General features: G+C 65.4%; 17 protein-coding genes and 1 tRNA gene. 2 read left to right on the top strand and 16 right to left on the bottom strand.

Annotation, left to right across the window (positions count from 1 at the left end):
- Positions 1 to 115: 115 nt before the first annotated feature.
- The 4 genes from AKJ09_RS12000 to AKJ09_RS11985 are packed head-to-tail and all read right to left on the bottom strand — an operon-like array spanning position 116 to position 2,546.
- Positions 116 to 781 carry a spermidine synthase gene (locus AKJ09_RS12000; protein ID WP_146647331.1) on the bottom strand — a complete coding sequence of 222 codons (666 nt, stop codon included), beginning with the start codon at positions 779 to 781 and terminating at the stop codon, positions 116 to 118.
- Positions 778 to 1,770, bottom strand: coding sequence for a DUF72 domain-containing protein (locus AKJ09_RS11995; protein WP_146647330.1), 993 nt, complete (start codon positions 1,768 to 1,770; stop codon positions 778 to 780). The genes AKJ09_RS12000 and AKJ09_RS11995 overlap by 4 nt, the downstream gene beginning before the upstream one ends.
- Before the next feature lie 54 nt (positions 1,771 to 1,824).
- Entirely contained in the window at positions 1,825 to 2,028 is a 204-nt protein-coding gene (locus AKJ09_RS11990; RefSeq protein WP_146647329.1) for a hypothetical protein, read from the bottom strand.
- Complete coding sequence (locus tag AKJ09_RS11985; protein WP_146647328.1) at positions 2,025 to 2,546, bottom strand: glycine cleavage system transcriptional repressor; 522 nt, start codon at positions 2,544 to 2,546, stop codon at positions 2,025 to 2,027. Before AKJ09_RS11985 ends, AKJ09_RS11990 begins: the two co-directional genes overlap by 4 nt.
- 70 nt (positions 2,547 to 2,616) lie before the next feature.
- On the opposite strand from AKJ09_RS11985, the gene AKJ09_RS11980 reads away from it, so the two are divergent.
- Entirely contained in the window at positions 2,617 to 4,158 is a 1,542-nt protein-coding gene (locus AKJ09_RS11980) for a vWA domain-containing protein (RefSeq protein WP_146647327.1), read from the top strand.
- 3 nt (positions 4,159 to 4,161) lie between these two features.
- On the opposite strand, the gene AKJ09_RS11975 is transcribed toward AKJ09_RS11980, so the two are convergent.
- Complete coding sequence (locus tag AKJ09_RS11975) at positions 4,162 to 5,043, bottom strand: hypothetical protein (RefSeq protein ID WP_146647326.1); 882 nt, start codon at positions 5,041 to 5,043, stop codon at positions 4,162 to 4,164.
- A 91-nt stretch (positions 5,044 to 5,134) separates the two neighbouring features.
- On the opposite strand from AKJ09_RS11975, the gene AKJ09_RS11970 reads away from it, so the two are divergent.
- Positions 5,135 to 5,211 (top strand) — tRNA-Arg (locus AKJ09_RS11970).
- Positions 5,212 to 5,550: 339 nt separating this feature from the next.
- On the opposite strand, the gene AKJ09_RS11965 is transcribed toward AKJ09_RS11970, so the two are convergent.
- The 11 genes from AKJ09_RS11965 to AKJ09_RS11915 all read right to left on the bottom strand — a co-directional run bounded on the left by AKJ09_RS11965 (position 5,551) and on the right by AKJ09_RS11915 (position 20,776).
- On the bottom strand, positions 5,551 to 8,133 hold the full coding sequence (locus tag AKJ09_RS11965; protein WP_146647325.1) for an amidohydrolase family protein: 2,583 nt from the start codon (positions 8,131 to 8,133) through the stop codon (positions 5,551 to 5,553).
- A gap of 84 nt (positions 8,134 to 8,217) precedes the next feature.
- Positions 8,218 to 10,911 carry a lamin tail domain-containing protein gene (locus tag AKJ09_RS11960; protein WP_169927470.1) on the bottom strand — a complete coding sequence of 898 codons (2,694 nt, stop codon included), beginning with the start codon at positions 10,909 to 10,911 and terminating at the stop codon, positions 8,218 to 8,220.
- Positions 10,912 to 11,264: 353 nt separating this feature from the next.
- Positions 11,265 to 13,142, bottom strand: a complete 1,878-nt coding sequence (locus AKJ09_RS11955) for an IgGFc-binding protein (protein ID WP_146647323.1) — start codon at positions 13,140 to 13,142, stop codon at positions 11,265 to 11,267.
- Positions 13,139 to 13,720, bottom strand: a complete 582-nt coding sequence (locus tag AKJ09_RS11950; RefSeq protein WP_146647322.1) for an RCC1 domain-containing protein — start codon at positions 13,718 to 13,720, stop codon at positions 13,139 to 13,141. Before AKJ09_RS11950 ends, AKJ09_RS11955 begins: the two co-directional genes overlap by 4 nt.
- Positions 13,714 to 14,547: an RCC1 domain-containing protein gene (locus AKJ09_RS11945; RefSeq protein WP_146647321.1), complete on the bottom strand. Its 834-nt coding sequence runs from the start codon at positions 14,545 to 14,547 to the stop codon at positions 13,714 to 13,716. The genes AKJ09_RS11950 and AKJ09_RS11945 overlap by 7 nt, the downstream gene beginning before the upstream one ends.
- Positions 14,522 to 15,862 carry a hypothetical protein gene (locus AKJ09_RS11940; RefSeq protein ID WP_146647320.1) on the bottom strand — a complete coding sequence of 447 codons (1,341 nt, stop codon included), beginning with the start codon at positions 15,860 to 15,862 and terminating at the stop codon, positions 14,522 to 14,524. The genes AKJ09_RS11945 and AKJ09_RS11940 overlap by 26 nt, the downstream gene beginning before the upstream one ends.
- Positions 15,859 to 17,070 carry a beta propeller repeat protein gene (locus AKJ09_RS11935; protein WP_146647319.1) on the bottom strand — a complete coding sequence of 404 codons (1,212 nt, stop codon included), beginning with the start codon at positions 17,068 to 17,070 and terminating at the stop codon, positions 15,859 to 15,861. Before AKJ09_RS11935 ends, AKJ09_RS11940 begins: the two co-directional genes overlap by 4 nt.
- Positions 17,067 to 18,305, bottom strand: coding sequence for a hypothetical protein (locus AKJ09_RS11930; RefSeq protein ID WP_169927469.1), 1,239 nt, complete (start codon positions 18,303 to 18,305; stop codon positions 17,067 to 17,069). The genes AKJ09_RS11935 and AKJ09_RS11930 overlap by 4 nt, the downstream gene beginning before the upstream one ends.
- A 44-nt stretch (positions 18,306 to 18,349) precedes the next feature.
- The gene (locus AKJ09_RS11925; RefSeq protein ID WP_146647317.1) at positions 18,350 to 19,039 is read right to left on the bottom strand and encodes an outer membrane protein assembly factor BamD; all 690 of its coding nucleotides are present in this window, start codon (positions 19,037 to 19,039) and stop codon (positions 18,350 to 18,352) included.
- A complete protein-coding gene (locus AKJ09_RS11920; protein ID WP_169927468.1) occupies positions 19,036 to 19,644 on the bottom strand; it encodes an RNA polymerase sigma factor in 609 nt (202 codons plus the stop codon). Before AKJ09_RS11920 ends, AKJ09_RS11925 begins: the two co-directional genes overlap by 4 nt.
- Before the next feature lie 73 nt (positions 19,645 to 19,717).
- The gene (locus tag AKJ09_RS11915) at positions 19,718 to 20,776 is read right to left on the bottom strand and encodes a hypothetical protein (protein WP_146647315.1); all 1,059 of its coding nucleotides are present in this window, start codon (positions 20,774 to 20,776) and stop codon (positions 19,718 to 19,720) included.
- Between the last annotated feature and the right edge of the window lie 112 nt (positions 20,777 to 20,888).

Genomic DNA, 20,888 nt, shown 5'->3' with positions numbered 1-20,888 from the left:
CAGGCGTGCTGGGGTTTCTACGTCTCTTGGTGATCGTCAACCGATCTTCACGGATGCGCGTGCACCGGCGTTCACGTGTCCACGGAGAGCCCGCTTCGGCTGCCCGGCGTGCTCGTTAGACGGCCTTCGCGAACCACAAGACGTGCGTCGGGCCCTTGCCGCTCTCTCTCGCGCGCACGCGGACTTCGTCGACGGAAAATCGTGCAGATTGCAGGCGTCGCGTGAACGTCGGATCGGCGCCGGCCGACCAGACGGCGAGGATGCCGCCGGGCCTGAGTGCGGCGCGTGTCCGGGCAAGGCCGGGGCCGGTGTAGAAGCCGTCGTTGGACTCGCGCGTGAGCCCGGTGGGGCCGTTGTCCACGTCGAGCAGGATCGCGTCGTAAACGCCGGCGCTGATCGCCTGCCTGACGTCGCCGATGCGGATCTCCACGCGCGGGTCGTCGAGGCAGCCTTCGGTGATCGCCTGCAGGGGGCCGCGCGCCCAGTCGATGATCTCCGGCACCAGCTCCGCCACCGTGACACGCGCGTCGGCGCCTAGCTTGGCGAGGGCCGCCCGCAACGTGAAGCCCATGCCATAGCCGCCGATCAGCATCTTCGGCGCCTTGCGTGCTCCGAGACGCTCACAGGTCATCTCGGCAAGCGCCACTTCGGAGCCGCGCATGCGGGTGCTCATGAGCTCGCTGCGGTCGACCATGATCATGAAGTCGTCGCCGCGGCGCATCAGTTTGAGCGGCGGACCACTCGGCACTCGGGCCTCGGCAATCAGTTCGAGCGGCTTCATCGTCGGCCTGTCTCTACCATGCGCGCCGCCGTGGCCCGGTCGAGTTTCTTCGCGACGCGTGACGCGAGCTCGATGGCGTCGAACGGAGCGCGCACCTTCATGTCGTTGTCGAAGTAGACGAAGACGTCGCGGGGGGCGCGCTTTGCGCGTTTGTCGGGGGAAGCAAGGCGAGGACTCGAGGGCTCTTCTCCGTCGTGCCACGCGACGATGCGCGAGGCCCAACGTGCGAGCGCAGGGCCTTCGTAGCCGCTCTCGTAGATCTTCGCGTCGCCGTGCAGGCGCACGTAGACGAAGTCGGCCGTCACGTCTTCGAGGTACGGCCATTGGCCGGCCGTGTCCGCCACGCAGAGAGCGATGTTCGACTTGCGCAGGACGCGCGGAAACGCCGGGTCGTCGAACGACTCGTCGCGCACTTCGATCGTGTATCGAAGGGGAAAGTCCGGATCGTGGGCCTCGAGCCACGCGCCGTATTTCACGCGATGGTCGTGATGCTTTGCGAGCTCGGCGGCCTCGCCGGCGGTACGCGGAAGGATGTCGAAGAAGCCTTCGAGTCGCTCGGCGTCGAAGCGAAGACGCGGTGGCAGTTGCCAGAGGATGGGCCCCAGCTTCTTGCCGAGCGCGAGCACACCGGAGGCGAAGAAGTTCGCCAGCGGCGGCGCGCAATCACGGAGCTTCTTGTTGTGCGTGATGAACTGCGCGCCTTTGACGGCGAAGACGAAGTCGTTCGGGACCGCGTCGCACCAGCCGAGGTAACTCGACGGTCTCTGCAGCGAGTAAAACGAGCCGTTGATCTCGACGCTGCCCATCCGCGAGCTCACATACGCAAGCTCGCTCTTCTGCGGCAGACCTTTGGGGTAGAACACGCCGCGCCAAGGCTCGTAGCGCCAGCCGGAGATGCCTATTCGAATGTCACGAGACGCGAGTGCGCGCTGGCTCTTTCGCCCGAGCTCGGGTACGCGCTTCGATCTCGCCGTCGCCGCGAGCTCCATGAAGCTCGCGACGTGCGAAAGCCGTTCCCGCTCTTACGCGCTCTTACGCTCGAATCACTTGCAATGGCTGGGCTCGGCCCACTTGCAGCGTGAGGACGTGGGGTCCTTCGCGCAGTTGGCCTTGGCCTTTTCGTTCGGACACACGAAGCACTGGTCGTTGACCTTGCAGGTGATCTCCGGGCTCTTCTTGCAAGCGACGAGGCCGGGCCAGATGGCCGAAGAGGCGAGAAGCGTGAAAACGAGAGCGAGTTTGTTCATGCAGGATCGACGTCGACGTCGCAGTTGAGCGTGTCGCCGAGCTCTTCGAGCGCGCGGCGTAGGCTCTTCACGTTGAGGGTGGTGGGGACGAGCATGAGGATCTCCATCGTGAAGACGGGCGTGCCCATGAACGGCGCGGACTCGAGGCGTGTCTCGAGCTCTTCGACGTTGATGCCCTGCTCGTGGAGATAGGAGGTGATGCGGTGGACGATGCCCGGTTGGTCCATCGAGTACGTCTTGAGCCGGAACGGCACGCCCTTCAGCACCTTGGCCTTGGGGGCGGGCGAGAATTCGACGGCGAGCCCCATGGTCGCGGCGGCTTCGCGGAGGCGCTTCTTCAGGCCCTCGAGCACGGCGTGCTCCCCCTCGACCAGCGCCACGAGCGCGAACTGGCCGCGGAGGTTCACCATGCGCGAATCGGCGAGGTTGGCGCCACTTTTGTGGACGTGACCGCTGAACTCGGACGCGAGACCAGGACGATCGGGGCCAACGGCGGTGACGACGAGCTCCTCGGACATGCGGCGCCTCCTGTGGGGGAGCAATGGTACACGCGCCCCTTGCTCCAGGCTTTGCTATCCTGCGAGACCCATGCCGGTCACGGCTGCGCACGCGAAAGATCCGGTCGTCGCTGGTCCCCTCGGAGGGCTGGCGCTCTCGGCCGTTCGGGCGGCTTCGCCCATGATGGTGGTGCGAGCGATCCGTTGGTATCGCGACCTCGCGCGGCTCGGCTTGCACCTGCCGTTCTTCATGGTGCACGACTTCGGCCTGCTCTATGCGGCTCCGAAGGAGCAGCTCGAGATCGGACCTCGACCGGGGCTCGATGCGATCGTCGCGCGCATGCCGCGGGCGGCTGACCTCCTGACGACCTACCGCGGGGTGCTGGCGGAAATCTCGCAGAGCGAGGCAAGCTCGCGCGCACGCAGCATGCGTCTGAACGACGATCTCGTCGTGGTCGTGCTGGCGCGCGTGCTCGGTTCGATCGTCCAGCGCGCCAACGTGAAGCCTCCGTACTCGGCGAGCCTGCCGCTCGATCCCGAGATGGTGCGCGACATCGACGGGCAGCTTCCGCAGCTCTTCGCGAGCGGGCCGCGCAACTTCGAGCTCTCGGCACTCGATGCGCTCGCGCGCTCCCGGCTCCACGTTTTGACGCTCGCTGACGCGCTCGATCTCGACACGCTTCGATTGCTCGGCATGCTGGGGCCGGAGTCGAGCGCCGCCGGTGCCCTCGCGCACGTCGATTTGCTGGCCGCCATCTCGAGCCCCGCCGCGAACGACATCGTCAATTTCTCGCTCGAGCTCCTGCCCAGCGTGCTCGAAACGCGTCGCGCGAAGGCCACTGGAACGCATGCCGTGCATGGCTATGCGGGCATCGGCAACAAGGGCTCGCTCGATTCGCTCGTGCTCACCGAGCTCGCGTGGGACGAGCAAGAGTTCGCGCGGCGGATGATCGAAAACGAGATCCTCTATTACACGCGCGAGCAAGCGCCCGACGAGGCGCGGCGCCTGCATTACCTGCTCATCGACGCATCGGCCTCGATGCGCGGCGATCGCCAGGTGTTTGCGCGCGGGCTCTCCATCGCGCTCGGCAAACGCCTGCAGCTCGCGGGCGAAGAAGTGTGGATGCGCTTCTTCGATTCACGCCTCTACGACGTGCAGCGCTCGCGTCCCGGGCAATTGCCGGCGGCCTACATTCTCGGCTTCAAGGGCGAGCGAGGTCGCAATCCTGCGCGTGTCTTCGCCCAGCTCGCCACCGAGCTCGCTCTGTTGCGCGCGCGTGATCAGCGCGATCCCGTCGTGCACCTCATCACGCACGCGGCCCTCCACGTGCCGAGGCAGCTCGTCCAGGAGGTCCGCCGGCAAGCGCACCTCTTCGGTGTGTTCATCCTCCCGAGCGGCGGTGAGCTCGATCTCGAATACCTCGATCTGCTCGAAGGTCACGCCGTGGTCGACCACGCCACGCTCTCCGAGAAGAACGCCCGCGCCGCGGCGGCCACGAAGATCGTCAAAGACGCCGCCGACCTCTCCGAGAAGGTGCCGGCCTCGCTCGGACCGAAGCCCACGCGAACCAACGACGACGCGATTCCGCCCTCGTTCCGCGTGGGCCGGGCCTCGATTCCGCCTACGCGCTGAGCCTTACCGACGGCTGCGCTTCTTGCCGCGACCGCGCATCCCTTGGATGATCTGCGTCGGATCGCGGGGCGGGGCTTTGCTTCCCTCGAGGGCATTGCGCACGCGTTCGATCTCGGCCTGGTAGCGGCCCTTGAGCTTGCCGGACTTGAGGTTCGTCTCGATGGCCGTACGGAGCTCGGGCATTTCCGTGTTCGTCCACGCGGCCAGCCGATCGAAGACCGGAACGCCGTGGCGCGTAGCAATCGCGGCGGGGGCCGTCGAAAGCGCCTCGACCAGCGCTTTGAAGCCCGGCCAGCGCGACGCCGAACGAGGCGCCTTGCGAATCAGGTCGTACGCCTCGTCGAGACGAGCCGTGATGGCCTCGACGTCGTTCGTCGCCGAGAGCCACGCGTTGTCGGAGAGCGCGAGCAGAACGGCGGTGGCCTGGAAGAAGCCGTCCATCCACGACGCCACGTCGGCCACGAGCTCGTCGCCCAGCGGCTCACCGATGCGCGCGAGCGCCATGGGCACCACCTCGCGCACCCGGAACCGCGGATCGTCCGCCAGGTCGTGCAAGAGGCCGACGGCCTTTTTGCGAAGCGACGCCTCTCGGGACGCCCGGACGCCAAGCGCGAGCACGCCGCACATCGGGAGGAACTCCTTGTCGGTCGCACCCGGGGCAACGTCCGGCGAGAGGGTCGCCATCGCGAGGATCAGCTTGTCCGCGCTTTTGCCGTGGCCGGCGGATTCCGTCGCGAAGCCCTGCGCCAGGGTCATGTTGACGCGATTGCCGGGCAGCCCGGAAGCAAGCCCGAGCTGCTGATACAGGCGCTCCGTCTTGCCGCGCAGCGCCTCTTCCAGGGCGGCGGTCAATGTTTCGCTTCGGAGTCCTTCGGCGATGCGCATGGGGGCGGGCAGCATACTACGTAGGCGCCGAATGCGAACGCGGGCCGGACTACCCCGACCGCAAGAATCACGCTATAGGATAAGTCCACACGCGCCCGTAGCTCAGCTGGATAGAGCAGCGGCCTTCTAAGCCGCGGGTCGCTGGTTCGATTCCAGCCGGGCGTGCCAAGTCTTATTTGCTCGCACTTCGCGCTACGCGCTCGTGCTCGCACGTCGAGCTTCTGTGAGGATGCGGGTGATGGAAGGCGCGCTCGTGCTCGCACGTCGAGCTTCTGTGAGATCGCGGGTGAGGGAGGGCGCGCTCGTGCTCGCACGTCGAGCTTCTGTGAGTCTGTGAGGATGCGGGTGATGGAAGGCGCGCTCGTGCTCGCACGTCGAGCTTCTGTGAGGATGCGGGGGACGCGTCGTCGCTGGCAGGTCCGCTCGGTCGCATGCCGGCGGTGAGCGAGCGGCGCGGGAGGTTGTCCGCGCCGTCTGCCAGGGTGCCGTTTGGGGGGCGTTCGGGGGCTATTGCGGGATGTCGTTGGCGTCGCGCGGCCAGATCTTGCGGTTCGAGAAGGTGTAGGCGCAGATGCCGGTCACGCTCTGGAAGGTGGTGCCGACCGGATAGTTGTTCTTGAACGTCGAGAAGAGGTTGGGGCCCACGCGGAAGTTCACGCCGTTGGCGATCGCGAGCTCTCCGAAGTTCGTGGTGACCGCCGGGTCGGCCGTCGGATTGTCGGCGTTCATCTGCGTGACCTGGACGGGGCCGGGGATACGGCAGAGGACGCCTTCGAACTTCTCGCCGTTCGTCGCGCTCTTCGCCGTCGCCGCGTCCACGTCGAGAGGTCCGAAGGGCAGGGTGGTGCCCGTGTCCTTGATGGTCCAGCTCGGGAAGGAGAGCTGGCTCATGCTGTAGATCTCCTCGTAGTCACCTTCGACGTCGACGCGGTTGCCGACCTTCACGTTCGGCACCGTCCCCGGCGTGGCCACGAAGATGCCCTGGAACGGCGCGGCCGAGTTCGCCTGCACGAAGAACCCGAAGACGCCGCTGCCCTTCGCCTTCACGCCGGTGACGTAGACGTCGGACAAGCGCGCGTGGACGCGGAACGGTCCTGCATGTCCAGGCGCGGCCGGGTTTCGAAGCGCTTCGATCGTGAGCGGGCGCGCGCAGAAGGCAGGGCCCGGGTTCGCGAAGTCGTCGCACGGAGAGCCGTCGAACGCGACGTCGCACACGCTTCCTTTACCGTCCTTGTCGGCGTCGGTCTGCGCGGGGTTGGGGTCCTTCGGGCAGTTGTCGATGGCGTTCGGCACGCCGTCACCGTCGGCGTCGTCCTCGCTCATCGGCGTGCACGTCTCGCCCGTCGCGAGCGGGCACTTGTCACAAGCGTCGCCGATGCCGTCACCGTCGGAGTCCGGCTGCGTCGCGCCATCCATCGGACGGATCGGGTTGAAGATGGTGGGGCAGTTGTCGACCGCATCCGGCACGCCGTCGCCGTCCTTGTCGCCGGTGATGATACCGGCGTAGTTCGTGGCGTTCGGATAATCACCGGAGAGCGTTGCCGAACGCGAGGGGGTGCAGCTCGGCTCGACCGGCGGAGCCGCGCCTCGGCAGAGAAAGAGCGGCGCCCACTTCTCACCCTCGGTGCGGACGGCGTCGAGCGCAATCCCCGTATCGCTCTTGACGCACGCCTTCTTCGTCGCGCCGCAAACGGGAAGGTCCTCGCAGTCCCCGCCGCCGAGCGTGTCCGTCGCGAGCAGCGTCGCGTCGCCGTAGAGCGGGCGACCGGCGCGCATCACGAGCAGCACGTCTTCGGCGCCCGCATCGAGCACGGCGCGATACCCCTTGCTCACGCGGGCATCGAAGATCGCGACGTCGGCCACGTATCCGGGAGCCAGCTTGCCGAACGCGTGACCGTAACCGACGGCCATCGCCGCGTTCACCGTCACCATCTCCCAGAGCTGTTTGTCGGTGAAGTGCCTGGCAAAGTAATGCTGATTGAGCGAGTCGGCGCACGCGAGCTCGCGCTGCATGTTCATCGAGCCCGAGGGCAGCCAGTCGGTGCCGAGCGCGATATTGACCCCGAGGTTGTCGTACATGACGACGGCCGCGGTGTTGCCGTAGAGGTCGATGTTCGAGCGCGGTGACCAGATGAGCGAAACGTTGTTCGCGTGCATCTTCTGCACGTCGCTGGCCGTGACGGCGATGCCGTGAATCACGGCCGTCTGGCGCTTCATCAGATCGTGCGCCGCGTCGCCGACGTTGTCGCTCTGACAGAGAATCTCGTTGTGGGCTTCGGGGTCGATGCCCTCGGAGATGTGGGGCAAGTAGGCATTGTCGTTCGAAATGCCATTGGCGCTGACGCGTCCGGTGTAATTGCAGTCCGCGGTCTTCAGCGTTCCGGCCGAGTCGTTGAGCGGGAACGTGTCGAACGTCGCAGCCTGGATCGTCATCGGGTATTCGCGATCGGGCACCACGTCGACGTTGCGGAGCAAACCGCTCTCGCCGCCGGAGCTCGCCGTGGCCGTCGCGCCGCTCATCACGAAGCGAAGCTCGGCCGCGAGCACCGCTTCGGCCTTCGCACCGCCGATCGTCGAGATCTTCGTGTGATTGCGGATTCCCTTTCGCCAGTCGTGGCGATGTTCGTAGCGCTCGTTGCCGTGCGTCTTCGGCTTGTTGTTCGCGAAGGTGATGTGGTCGTGCGTGTTGACGAGGCCGGGCGAAATGACCGCGTTCGTGCACGTGATGCGCGCCGCATTCGCGTAGTCGGGAGCAGAGGCACAGTTCGCAGCCGCACACGCGATACGGCCCTTGCCGTCGACGAAGAGCTCGCCGTCGTCGACGATGCCGTCCGGCAGGAGCAGCGTGCCGCGAAAGACCTTGCCGCTCGACTGCGAGGTTCCCGGCTTGGTGACCTCGCAGCCGCCGGCCGTGTCGACGTTGCCGTCGCTATCGCCGTCACGAGTCCCTCCGTCGGTGCCGTCGCCGTTGCCCGGGTCGTCGGTGCCGTCGTTGGGCACGGAGTCGCCGGGATTGCGGTCGACGACTCGGTCGCTGCAAGCGGCGAACAAGAGGAGAGCGATGGCAGGAAGGAAGGGAGTGCGTTTCATGCGGGGCCTCGTAGTCCGTGATTCTTTGACGCGTCTCTGCGACGCGCTCTGCGAACCATTGGTGACGTTGTCGTGCGATTCGCGTCAGGGACAGCTGCGGGTCTCGGTGGCCGACGTGCTGTTCTGCGGATTCGGCGACGCGCGGAGCACCCAGTCGGCATGGCTCGCGCCAAACCGTTCGCTGTTGCCCTGAGCCTCGTGTCCGCCGCCGGCGAGAAGCCCCGTGGTGGCTTTGGCGTCTCCCGTCGAGTCGAAGCAGGCCTTACGCTCGAGTGATTGTCCGTCGGCGGCGGGCGTCGGGAAGGCCGGAAGCGAAAGCGTGGTGAGCGAATCGGTGATCGCCCCTGCGCTGACGGCGTCGACGACGCTGGGCGCCCCCGTGCAGGTCGCGGCGTTCGAGAGAACGAGGCTCTCCGCAGTGCCTGTCGTGCCGGTGCCACCGAAGAGAGAGACCGTGGTGGAAAGATCGGCCGTCGGGTTGCCGGCGTAGCGTGAGGAGGTATAGCCGGCGCCACCGATGAGAAAGTAGCCATGGGCGCGAAGCGTGGTCCCCGGAGGGATGGTTGCCGCGCAGCTCGCCGAGCCGCCGGCGGTTCGGCGCTGGAGGAACCAACCGGAGATGTCGACGTCGACGGCGGTGGGGTTGTGGAGCTCCACGAACTCGTCGTTCGCGGTGCTCGACGCCGCCGTGCACGCATTGAGCCCGGCGGTGGAAGCGGTGCGGCAGCCGCCGTACTCGCTGATCACGACCGTCCCTGCCGGTACGCTCGCCGCCGTGCGGGTCGTGAATTCGTAGGAGGCGGGCGCGCCGAACGGCGTTCCGTTGGCCGAGCGCGCGGTTCCGGCGATGCTCATGCAGTGCGTCGTCGCGTACGCGAGATCGTTCGTCGGAAGAAGGCGTACGCGCGAGGCGTCGCCCAAGGCGCCGATCGTCGCAAAAGACGTGACCTCGTTCGCGAGCGCTGCGCAGGGCGACGCGAAGAGCTTGAACTGCGTATTGTCGAAGTCAGCGGCCGTCGCAAACATGTTGAGCTGGACGTCGACGCTCTTCACCGTGGCCGCCGTGGCGCCGAGTGCCGGATAGGAGAGCAGCGCATTCAGCTTGGGAATCGCATTCGGGGCGGCAACGCCGGGCGACCACAAGATGCCCGTGCTCCCCGAGACCGTCGTGTGCGCCACGAACGGGCCTGTTCCTTCGGGGCTGCGCACCTGCGATGCGCATCCGGTGGTGCACGAGCTGCCGAAGGCCGCGGCGCCGTAGGTGAAGGTGTCGAGCGTAGCGCCGGCGGCTGTGAGCGAGTCGAGCCGCACGAAGAAGTCCGCCGTGGGGGCGTCGGTCAGGGAGAGTGCCGAGGTGAAGGTCAGCGCGCCACCGAAGCTGCCGGTCGGCGTGCCACCACCGAAGACGATGGCTCGTCCACCGGCGGCAAGCGACGTTCCTGCGGGGAACGTGAACTTGGCTGCCGGGGTACCCGTGCCCGTGCGAAGTACCCAGTTGCCGATGTCGACGGCAAAAGCCTCGTTGTTGAGGATTTCCACGAACTCGTCGTTGGCGCTGTCGCGAATGCCGTCGCCGTTCGTGTCGCCGTAGGCACCGGTCGCTGGTCGCGCGTAAACCTCGTTGACCACGACTGACAGGAGGCGGCACGCGACCGAGACGTTGTTGACTGCACCGCCGGTCACCGTGCCGGTCGCGCCGGTGACTGCGCAGAACTGACCCGTGGGGTTCTTGAGAACGGTGACCTCGTAGCTCGAGCCGTCGACGAGACGCGAGGCGAAGTCGAACGAGCCGTTCGCATTCACCGTGACGTCGCCGCCGCCATTGACCTGGAGAACGACAGAACCCGCGGCGAGGCCGCTCACGGTTCCGCCGACGCCGAAGGTCGGCGCACAGGTCACGGTCACGTTCGACACGTCTGCGGCAGCGATCGTGCCGGAGCCGTCTGTCACGCTGCAGATCTGGTTTTGCGGCTGCGTGCGAACGGTGACGGCGTACGGGCTACTCGTGACCAGGGACGTCGCGAAGGTGAAGGCGCCGTTGGTGTTGACGGTGAGAGCGTCGCCGCCGTTGTTCTCGAGGACGAGCGTACCCGTGAGCCCGGTGACGTTGCCGCCGACGGAGTAGGCACGGACGCAGGTGACGCTGACGTCGCTGACGTCGCTCGTGGCGTTGCCGCTTCCTTTGGCAACCGTACATTGCTGCTTGCCGGGCTGCGTGCGCACCGTCACTGCGTATTCGCTGCCCTTCGGCACGCGCTTCGTGAAGGCGAAGGGACCGTTCGCCGAAACGCTCAGGTCGTCACCGTCGTTGTTCGAAAGAACGAGCGTGCCGTCGAGGCCGCTGACGTTTCCTCCGATCGCGTAGACGTCGTCCGCGCAGGTGATCGTGACGTCCGTGACGTCCGCGTCGCCGACCGTCCCCGATCCGTTGGCGACGGAGCACGTCTGCCCGTCCGGCTGCGAGCCCACCTTCACGTCGTAGCGGCCGCCAGCTTCGACGCGATTCCCGAAGATGAAGGTGCCGTTCTTCGTGACCGTGACCTCGTCATCGCCGTTGTTGCGAAGAACGAGCGTTCCGCGAAGACCGCGTACGGTGCCGCCCACGGGCCGCGAAGCTGCCGGTGAGGCTGCGTCGGGACGTGACTGCGAGGAGGCATCGGGCTTTTCGGGAGAAGACGAAGGAGGATCGCCATTTCCGTCGGAGCACGAAGTCGCCATTGCGCAGAGCGCGGCGCCTCCCAAGACGAAGAACTTCGAAGTGCGAATTCGGAACGGCATGGGGCGGTACCAACCTTGTGGCCGGCGCATCGCCAATGCTGACGACTACGCGAGAGGCCGACGAGATTGTCTGAACGTAGCGAAGGTGGCCGCCCGCAAGCACGCAGGTTACGCGCTTGAAATGTTCCGCCTGCCACCGTGGCTAAATCCAACACCGCGTTCGCCGGAGTGCTTTCGTCCGCCGCTTGCACGGCCCGGCTCGGGGACACGCGATCGAGCCGAAAAAGTTACCGGCGAGTGATCACGATGCCCCTCGTGCGGCGATTGCCGTGCGGACGTTGCCGTCGACCGTGATCACGCCGTTGGCGCCACGCGTTGCGTCAGTGCCTCCTGCTGCGAGAAACGGATCGGCGCTAGTGGACGGGCACGAGCGGGTTTTCGACGAGCTTCCGCTGCCCCATCCCGCCGGGGAATGCGTAGCTCGCATACTGGTCCCAACCCCACAGCGTGGCTGCAAAGGGCCCATCACTCGTCATTCGCTGCAGCCCGTTCTTGCAGGTATTGGAGCCGAACGCGCTGCCCGGCTTACCGCCACGAGCGATATCGATGCGCGTATATTCGTAGTCGCCGCGTGACCCCACGGGCTGGAAGCCCGTCAGGTTGCCCGCACACTCGAGCCAGACGTCCTTGAATTCACCCGCTTGTTTCGCGCGGATGATGACGAGCGAGGTGTCGGCGTACGTGGGGTCGGCGTAGAAGGAATACGAATTCATGTATTGGCCGGAAGCCACGACGTTGACCATCTCCGGGTCGCCGTTTCCTCCCATGTTCTGGCCACCGACCGGTGAGCTCGAGGGCCCGGAGCCTCCGCCAGACATGTACGCGGCGAGGTAGATCGGATGCTCGGCGTCCTGCGTCCGAACGACGAACGGAGCGTCGATGCCGACATAAAAGGTCGCGACCTCCCCCGCCGACAGCGTGACCGGCGCGCCTGGCGGAATCATCGGATCGTATTCGAGGCGAGTTCCATCCCGCGCGGCCACCACACGATAGGGCATTACCTCGTGTTCATTTCCGGTCCGAGGACGATAGCCGACGGCAACGTACTCCGAGCCCCACTGCTCGAACGAGGGTATTTGCTGCGCGACGATGTCACATGCCCCGTGCTGCACTGGAATCTTGGCGCACACCTGGCCGCCGACGCTGCTCGTTGGCTTCGTCGAGGTAATGATGCTTCCCGTGAGCTCCTGCTCTTGCACGAGCTGCAGGTGCTGCCCTTGCTTGAGATGGTACGTCACTGGACGACGCGCGATCGTCCCCGCCACTCCAGGGCCGCCTTGAATATCGCGTGTCGGAGTGATCGTCACGTCGGTGTCTTCCGACGCGATGATCTGCGCGGCGGGCCAGGGTTGGAAGGGGGCGTAGCTATTGCTGTTGAACTGCGACTCCCATCCGTTGACGAGCATGTGCTCCGTTCCCCATGTTGCGACCGGGAGGAGGAGAGTTGCCGTCGGGAGAAAGCTCGGTGCGCCGCCGAACGGGTAGATCGTGGCGGCGGTCACCGGCAAATTCGTTTTGAGCTCGAACGACGTACCTACGCCAGTGTTCAGCGGCACGGGGTCGGCGTACGTTGCCGCCCGGACTCCGTTGGGACAATGCGTGATCTGGTTGAATTCTCCGAATGAACTCGGTGCACTCGGAGGAGGGAGAGCCGGGTCACGCTCGGAGACAAAGAGGATGACGCTGTCCCCCGGAGCGATAGGTCCGTCATGCGGTTCCAGCGTCGCTTCGCCCGGCACCGTCTTGTAGACGGCGTGCGAAATGTCGATCGGCTCGCCACCGAGAGACAGCGAGAGATTGACCTCGGCGTTCGATGTATTGACGAGGAATGCCGCGTAGCAGGCTTGTTGATAGGCTTTCGTGAACCTCGGCGGCTGCATGTAAAACTCACAGCCGGTCGAGCTTCGCTCGGCCGCAGCCGCCGCACACGGCTCCATGCAGCTTCCAGCGCCACAGGCGAACTCGTCGGAGCATTTCTCGACGACGTCGCTGACTTGCTTGGACGATCCCGCCGGGTCGGCGCACGACCGAACGACCGAACGATGATCGAGAGAGCACTGTAGATGGCAGGCAGGCTCACTCGGAGGAGACGCGTCAGACGTGTCGCCAAAGCCGTCCCGCTTCGGTCCCTCGAAGACAGTACGGTCCTGGCTGCAAGCGCCGGCGGCGAGCGCGGCGGTGAACAGTCCGAGAAGGCCGAGCGTGGCGGCAAGCGATATCGAAAGCCTCATGGGAACACCACCTCTTGCGGAACCAGACTCGGCACTTTGGGCTTTCCGGAGCCGAGCTGACCGTTGAAATTGCTCCCCCAGCAGAAGACCTGCCCACTCTCGAGCAGCGCACACGTGGCGGTGGGATTCACTTTCACCTCCACCGCGCGGCTTGGCAGGTTCACTTTGACGGGCTGGAACGCGTAGTTCTTCGTACCGTCGCCAGCCTGACCCGACGCATTGTTTCCGGCGCAGTAGACGGCTCCGGAAACGCCGCAGGCGCACCATCGGCTCGGGCGGTAGATGACATCGCTGTTGACCGTGGTGGCGATGCTATCCGTCGTGACGATCTGGCGAATTGGCTCGGGCGTCACGACAGGCGCTGGAAGTGCTCGACCGAGCCGCTTCGCGGACAGCTCTTGGTAGCTTGCTGCCGGGGCCGTCCCCCAACAATACCCCGTACCACTCGAGATCGCGCACGCATCCTGATAGGCAAGATCGACCCACGCGATGTTGGCGAGATCGACAGCCCGCGGGTACGGATCAGGGAACAACGACGAGCTCCGACCGAGCGGAGGATTTGCTCCCCAGCTCACCATCGTCCCATCTTCTCGGACCACGAAGGTCGCGGCCCCGACGACGACGTTGCGGAGCGGCGCCCCGGGGGAAGAACGATGTCGGTCGGAGGAAGCGCAAGGGACGACGGCGTCGAGTTGACCTGACCCGAGCCGTTCGCCCCCCAACAAGATGGGTGCCCATCGACGATCGCACACCCCGTTTCGAAGCTCACGCTCACGCTCGTCGCCGGCGGAAGGGGGAGCTTGATCGGAGTCCGCTCCGTGCTGACGCTGCCCGTCCCGCCCCGAAGGAACGGTCCTTTTCCCCAGCACCAAATCGCTCCGCTGCTGTCGAGCGCGCACGTGTGCTCGAGCGCGACGATGTTCGAGAGCCCGACGACGGGGGCGGGCGTTTGACTGTCGGCTACGCTTGCATCGTCGCCTCGACCGAGCTGACCGCTCCCGTTCGCCCCCCAGCAAGCCACGGACCCGTCGTGAAGGAGCGCGCAGAAGCCCTCGTTGGGATCCCCCACGTACCCGTTGGAGTCCTTCGTGAAGAGAGACCGCGTCGTCGAGAGCGACGTCGCGCACGATGAAGACGCGCAGACGACAGGAGGTGCCGCCCCGTCGAAGGGTCCGGCGTCTCGTGGCCCTTGCGCGTCGTTCTTTGGTTCCGACGGTCCGGCGTCCAGAACGTCGGCAGGCTCGGCGTCCGGAACGCTGGCAGACTCGGCGTCCGGTCGATTGTCTTCGAGTGGAGAATCGTCGCTGCTCGAACAGGCCACGATCTGGCCGCCTGCCGCTGCCAGAACGACGGCGGCGAAGCCCGTCGAAAGCCGCCAATCAAGGAGTCGTCTTGTGTAGCGCATAGCCGGCTCCAATTGCCCAAAGGTTCGTGTTGGACGTCCCGCGAATTCGGAAAAGGTCGGTTCGGACGGGCGCGCCGCGGAGAGCGAGCGTCGAAATCTGATATGCGCCGCCGTCCCACGCGTTATCCACGCGCACGACCAGACCTTTCCCGCTGAGCCATTGCTCCCCTTCCGAGGCGGCCCAGAGCGAGAGCATCCGGTCGTTGCTCACCATCACCGAGGTAGGGACCTCGGACAAATCTACCGTGTACCCATCCGCGACCTTCTTCAAGCGCGCGACCTGACGTTTGCCGTTGAGCATGATGGCAACGCCAGGGCCGGGCGACTGGATGTTCCCAACCCACCCACTATCTCCTCCGATCGACTGGACGCCGGCCGGAGGCACGCATTGGGCATTCCAGGCGCTTGCCGAGGGGGACAAGACGCCGTCGGCCGCGCGCTCATAGTTGCCCGCGACCTTGTGTACGACGAGCGCGCATGACTTGGATGAGCCCGGACGCACCCCTCCGAACCACACATCGTCCGGGTTCGTGCCGGCGGCGCCGAGAAAGTACAGATCTTGGTTCGCCTCCGGGACATCACGCGCGGCGTGCTCCATGACCCACGACGGAGGAGCGCCGCCTTCGCTCTTCCAGTGAAAGATCGCATTCCGGTACCACGCATAAACATCATCGGGCCCGGTTCCCCAGACACCAAGCGCGTAGCCGTCAGAACCGGCGCCAGAGTTATAAGGAATGTAACCAGCATTCGCGGCCCCGGGGTTGCTGCCATAGTCATCGAGACGAGAACGCGTCCACGTCCACTCCGTCTGAGGGGGGACGCCACGTGTGCCGTGATAGATGACCCCCGGGGATACGCCGAAATAGACTTCGCTATCGTTCGGCGCCCAGATCCCTCCTACGTATTTGCCGAGGCCGCTCTCATTTTGAGTGGAATCGTCGATGTAGGTCCATCGCCCCGCACCGTCAGTCCACTCGAGAACCCTGATCCCGAGCGTGGGGCTCGTGGCGAGGGCGAACGCTCGCCCCGGAAGCGGCCAGACGTCCTTGAACGTCAGATCGCTGTCCGGCAACGGCGTCGCGCACCATCCGTCAGGACTGCACATCGGCGAGGCGGCATCGGAAGCATCGACGGGATTGTGTCCTGCGTCGGAGTCGCCTGCGTCGAAGCCGCCGTCGCCCTCACCGCCGGAGATGATCCTGCTGCCAGCGTCGTCGGAATTCGGCAAAGGCGCGGTGACATCCTCGGACGCCGCGCAAGCGCCCATCGCGCCGAGCAGGAGCGACGAAGCAACGAGAATCGAGGTGTGTCTCATGGTTTACCTCCCAGAGATAGAACGATGCCGACGCCTCCGATCCAGACGTGACCCGGCGACGGCATCCAGACCGCCGTGAGGTCCGGACGCCGCGATTCGTCGAGCCCGGCGACCTTTATGCGCGTCCAGCCGCTGCCGTCGTAGTGGAGCGCGACGCCCTTATCTCCGACCGCCCAGATGTCCGAGGGCGACGCGCCCCAGATGGCATTCAGGTTCGCTGTCGTTGGGACATTCGTGACGATATCCCAGACGGCCGGGTCTCCGGTGTAGTGACGAATCTCGCCGCCATTTCCCACCGCCCAAACGTCGTTCGGGGCAGCGGCCCAGACACCGTTGAGAATATTCGTTGTTTGAGTGTTGTAGGCTTTGAAGACCGGAGCAGGGCCATCCGCGTCTGCAATGTGGATTGCTGCACCGAACGCTCCTACGGCCCAAACGTCGTTCGCTGACGTACCATGAACACTTGTCAACGAGCTGCATCCGAGGGACTTCTCCACGAAGTGCATCCGCCAGATGCCCGAGTTGTAGCTCGCGCTGCCCGTCGTCGTCGTCGTGGCCCAAAGCCACTCCGCACCGTCTGCCGCCCAGGCGGACGTGAGCGCAGACGACCTAAAATAGCTATAGGGCTTGGTGTACGCCTGCTGGGTGGTCCAGCCGTCTGGGGATGGCGCCCCTGCATCTACGCCGGCGTCTCCGATGGTGAAATCACGCGTGTGGATGAGGTCCATCGCCGCGAGCAGGATTTCTGCCGAACCGCGCAACCAGAGCGCATGCATCGAGTCGCTCGAACCCGGATCGGAGCGCGTCCAGGCGGTTCCGTCGAAGTGCGCGAGTGCTCCGAGCGCACCTGCAACCCAGACGTCCGTGCTCGAGCGGCCGCGAATGGTATTTACCCGACTCCGCCAATCGAGCCCCGCGGACGGATCGCTTTGATCGAACGGCCCGCTCGGACAGAGGCTGCCGTCCGAACATGTCGCCGGGAAATACTCGCAATCGCTGCAGGGCGTTACGGCCGCGTCCTCGTTCGACTCAGCATCAGGACCCGCCTCGGGGCCAGCATCAGGGCCCGCATCGGAACGCGGCGTCTCCAGGATGCTCGGTGAGTCGGCGACTGTGTTTGTCTCGTCGGAGGCGCACGCTCCAAGACCGGCGATGATCCCGACAGACGCGATGGCACCACTGGCCATGACCACACGGAAGGTCTTCATTGCGGCACCCCCGCTTCCTGCTCTTTGCAGGGCTCTACCGCGCATCGACCGTGGATCCAGGCCTGGCCGGCGATCGCGTCACAGACCTTGCCGCATGCACCGCAGTTGTTCGGATCGGAATCAGTATTCACTTCACAGAAGTCCTGACTATTCCCGTTGCAGTCTGCCGTGCCTTCCTGGCACCGGTTCGTACAGGACCCGAATTCACACACACCGTAGAGGCTGCCGCCCCAGCCGCAGCCAGCGCCACACACTCCACAATTTTGTGGATCCGAGCTGAGATCTTTGCATTCGCCGTAGCAACCGCTTGGCCAGGGGGATTGGCCACACGAGCCGCAATAGGTCTGTCCCGGCGGGCACGCGCACATCGCCTTGCCAAAGGCATCGGGCTGACACTGCTGTCCCGACGGGCAGGCGTTCCCGCAGCCGCCGCAGTTCTGCGAGTCCCAGAGGTATGTCTCGCAGCCGTTGGACGACGACTTGTTGAGGTCGCCGTCGCAGTCGGCATAATCCTTTTTACATTTGTATTGCTGACATGTGCCGTGGCCACATCCGAAGTAGGTATTGGGTAGAGGAGCTCGATCGCCACCGTCATTCGGATTGCAGACGTTGCCGCAGCCATTGCAATTATTGTCGTCGATCTGGGGATCCGTGCAGCGTGTCCCGCAGAGGACCTCTGGGGCGAGACAGCCGCAACCCATGTCGCCGGAGGGTCTTTTTACGCAAGGCTCGTTTGGGTCCGCACACTTATTCCCGCAGACGCCGCAGTTGTCGTTGGTCGTCGGGGTGACTTCGCACCCGTTATCGACGAAGCCATCGCAATCGAGGTACTTCGTTGGCGAGGTCAGGCACTCCATCTGACAGGTGCCATTGACGCAAACGAAGCTCGCGCCATTCGCACTTTGCGGGCATGCGAAACCACAGGCGCCGCAATTGTTCTGATCGACCGCGATATTCACGTCACAGAGGAAGCGCGAATTGGGACACGTCACGCGGTCCGCCGGGCACGTGTTCGACGGGCAATAGTTGGTGAGCTCCGCTACGGAAGCCTCCTGCCCTGCATCCGTCGGCGCTATGAAGCTTGGCGTCGCGGAGGCGTCCAAAGAATCGTCGGCCAAGACGAACGACTTGTTCTCCGAGCAAGAGGAGACCAAGACTGCGCCTATCGACGCGACGATGGAGACGAGCCCCGCGCGGACGTACGGGTGGTTAAAAGGTCGATGAGCAGTCATCACGATCTCGAACCTCGCTCTCGCTGCGCTGCAGCGAGCTGCCATGGTCAGTCTTGGAGACGCTCAATCACCGAGCGGACACGTTTCGTGTACGGACTCGTCGGATTGGCGGTGAGGAATCGCTCGGCCCAGGTCCGCGCGCGCACGCGCTCACCCGACAAGGCCAGTGCCTCGATGTGCATGACCTCGACTTCCGGCGCAAAGAGCCCTGACCGGAAGCGCTGCTCGTAGCGTTCGACGGATCGCAGGCAGGAACGGGCGTCCTTCGCCTCGAGCGCGGCGCGCGCATGCGATACGAGCGCGAGCTCGTCGTCGAAGGTCGTTCCTTCCTTCGGCCGCCGCTCCGGAGGCACGCTCGCTCGTGCGTTCGCCGCTAGTTGTTGCGGCGGGGCGGCGATGGGGGCCGCGGCCAGATCGTTGACGGAGACCGTTGGCGGCGGCACCGCCTCCACGGTGGTTGCCGACATCGACGGCGGCGGCGACAACGACACGCCGCCGACCGCTTCGTTGCGTGGAGTGCCGACATCCACGCGCGTGAAGACACCTGCGACCGCAACGCCGATCACCAAGCCGGCCTTCCACCAACTCCAAGTCATGCGCGCGGGGCTCGCCATGTGCGATACGCGCGAGAGGGCCTTGTCGATTTGCGCGCTCGATGGCCCGTCGTTTTCGCTTGCGTCGACGAGTCGAGCGAACTCGGGATCTTCGAAGATCCGGCGTGTCGGTCCGTCGGTCATAGGCTTCGTCCTCGCGACTGCCGGGCGCGGTGACGATGCAGAAGCGCATCGAATTCTTCGCGAGCGCGCCGCAGCCTGGACGCCACTGTCCCCGCGGGAATGTCGATGACGTCGGCGATCTCTTGCATGGTCAATCCTTCGAGCTCGTACATGACGAACACGACGCGGAGACTCTCTTCCAACTCGGAGAGCAGGCGGTAGAGGAGGGCGCGAGCGCGCTCCTCGTCGAAGCGTGTTTCCAGCGTTGGGGTGTTGTCTTCCAGCGTGTCGTCGGTCTCGAGTCCCTCCGTCGGAATCTCCCGTGCGGCCTTTCGCTTCAAGCCCGAGGCGATCCGGAACGCAGCTCCCATCAGGAACGCGCGCTCGCGCCCCGGCTGCGCTTCGTCGATTCGGCGCAGCGCGACGAAGAAGAGCTCCTGCGCGGCGTCGTCGACCACGTCTTCCTCGAACCCGATACGTCGAAGGAATCTCCAAACGCTCGCGAAGTGAGCGCGCACGATTCCGCGGAGATACTCGGCGCGTGAGTGATCGAGCGCCGCCGTGCCGTGCTTGCTCTCTGGAGGATGAGCCTCGGCAGCAGGCCTGGTGACGATCGATGCGCTCACATCAGGTAGTGGAGCGGGCGAATTGTTCTGATCACGAAATGCGCGACCGCGCGCGGCGCTCACAACTTGATGCCTACTCCCAGCCCAAAAAGCACACCAACGGGGGGACGCTCGCGATCGGTTTGCCGCTGGAAAACACGAACGGCTGCCGGTTCATGGGGACGGTCATGAGCACGGTCGAGCTAAGAAACATGCGGTCCGAGACGTAGACGGCCGCCCAGATGGATCCACCGGCATCCAACCAGAACGTCGATAGAGACTTCGTGGCGGAAAATCCATCGGCGGATGCGTGAAGGACTCCGACGTCGAGCTCGGCGCACGGCGATACCTGCACGGCGCCTCGAACCGCAAACTGCAGCGGACACAGCCGGACGTTTGCGGCAGTCCACGAAAACTCGGTGCTGCCGCCGCGCAACGCTTGTTCCTTGGGAAAGCTCTGACGTATGCCCACGCCGAAGCTCGGCTTCCATCGACCCAACCAGCTCGCGCTCGAGGATGGCTCGATCTTCGCGGACGCACCGATGCCCGGTACCGCTCCTCGTAAAACTGCAGAACTCGTCTCCATGCGAACGTCGAGCGAGAGCTCCGCCCCTTCGCCCGCTTGCTCGGTCGTTCGCTGAGGCGTCGAGGACGCTGTCGCGCTAGGCCTTTCTGACACCGGCGGGTCCTGCTGTCGTTCATCTGCACGCTCATCGCGCGGCTCATCGCGCGCAACGACGGTCTCATCCCGCGCAATGAGAGGCGGGGGGCTCGTGTCCTCTTTCGACGGCCCCGAAGGTGGCCCCGAGTGCGGGGCATCGATCGCGAGCGCCACCATGACCGCCAAACCGTCCGATACCCGCTTGCAGCTCGGCCCCTCGAGCTCGCGTTCGGAGAACGCGTCGCTCGCGTTCGCGACGACGAGCGTGCCGACGACCGAAGGAGTCTTCGCGGCGATGCGTACGCGGATGATTCGCGCCGTGGACGTCCCCCCAGGCACGAGTGACCAGCGCTTCGTGTACTTGCGAACGAGCGCGACGAACTCCGACTCCGAGGGACACGCTCCGATCGCCTGGTAATCGAGCGCGATCGGTTCGACGTCGTCGTGCTCTGCATGCGCGGGCGTCGCGATGGATAGGCCAGCGAGCATCACGACGCTGCTTGTCAGCCGCCACCTGCTCACACCGGCCTCGTCATCGATGCGCCCAACGCTAGCGCATGACCCGACGCAACGAGCCTCGAATGCGAGACAAGCGCGACTGGCC

Origin of the sequence: Labilithrix luteola, assembly GCF_001263205.1 — a bacterium.
GTDB classification, from domain to species: Bacteria; Myxococcota_A; Polyangia; order Polyangiales; family Polyangiaceae; genus Labilithrix; species Labilithrix luteola.
This window is presented reverse-complemented; position numbering and strand designations above follow the sequence as displayed.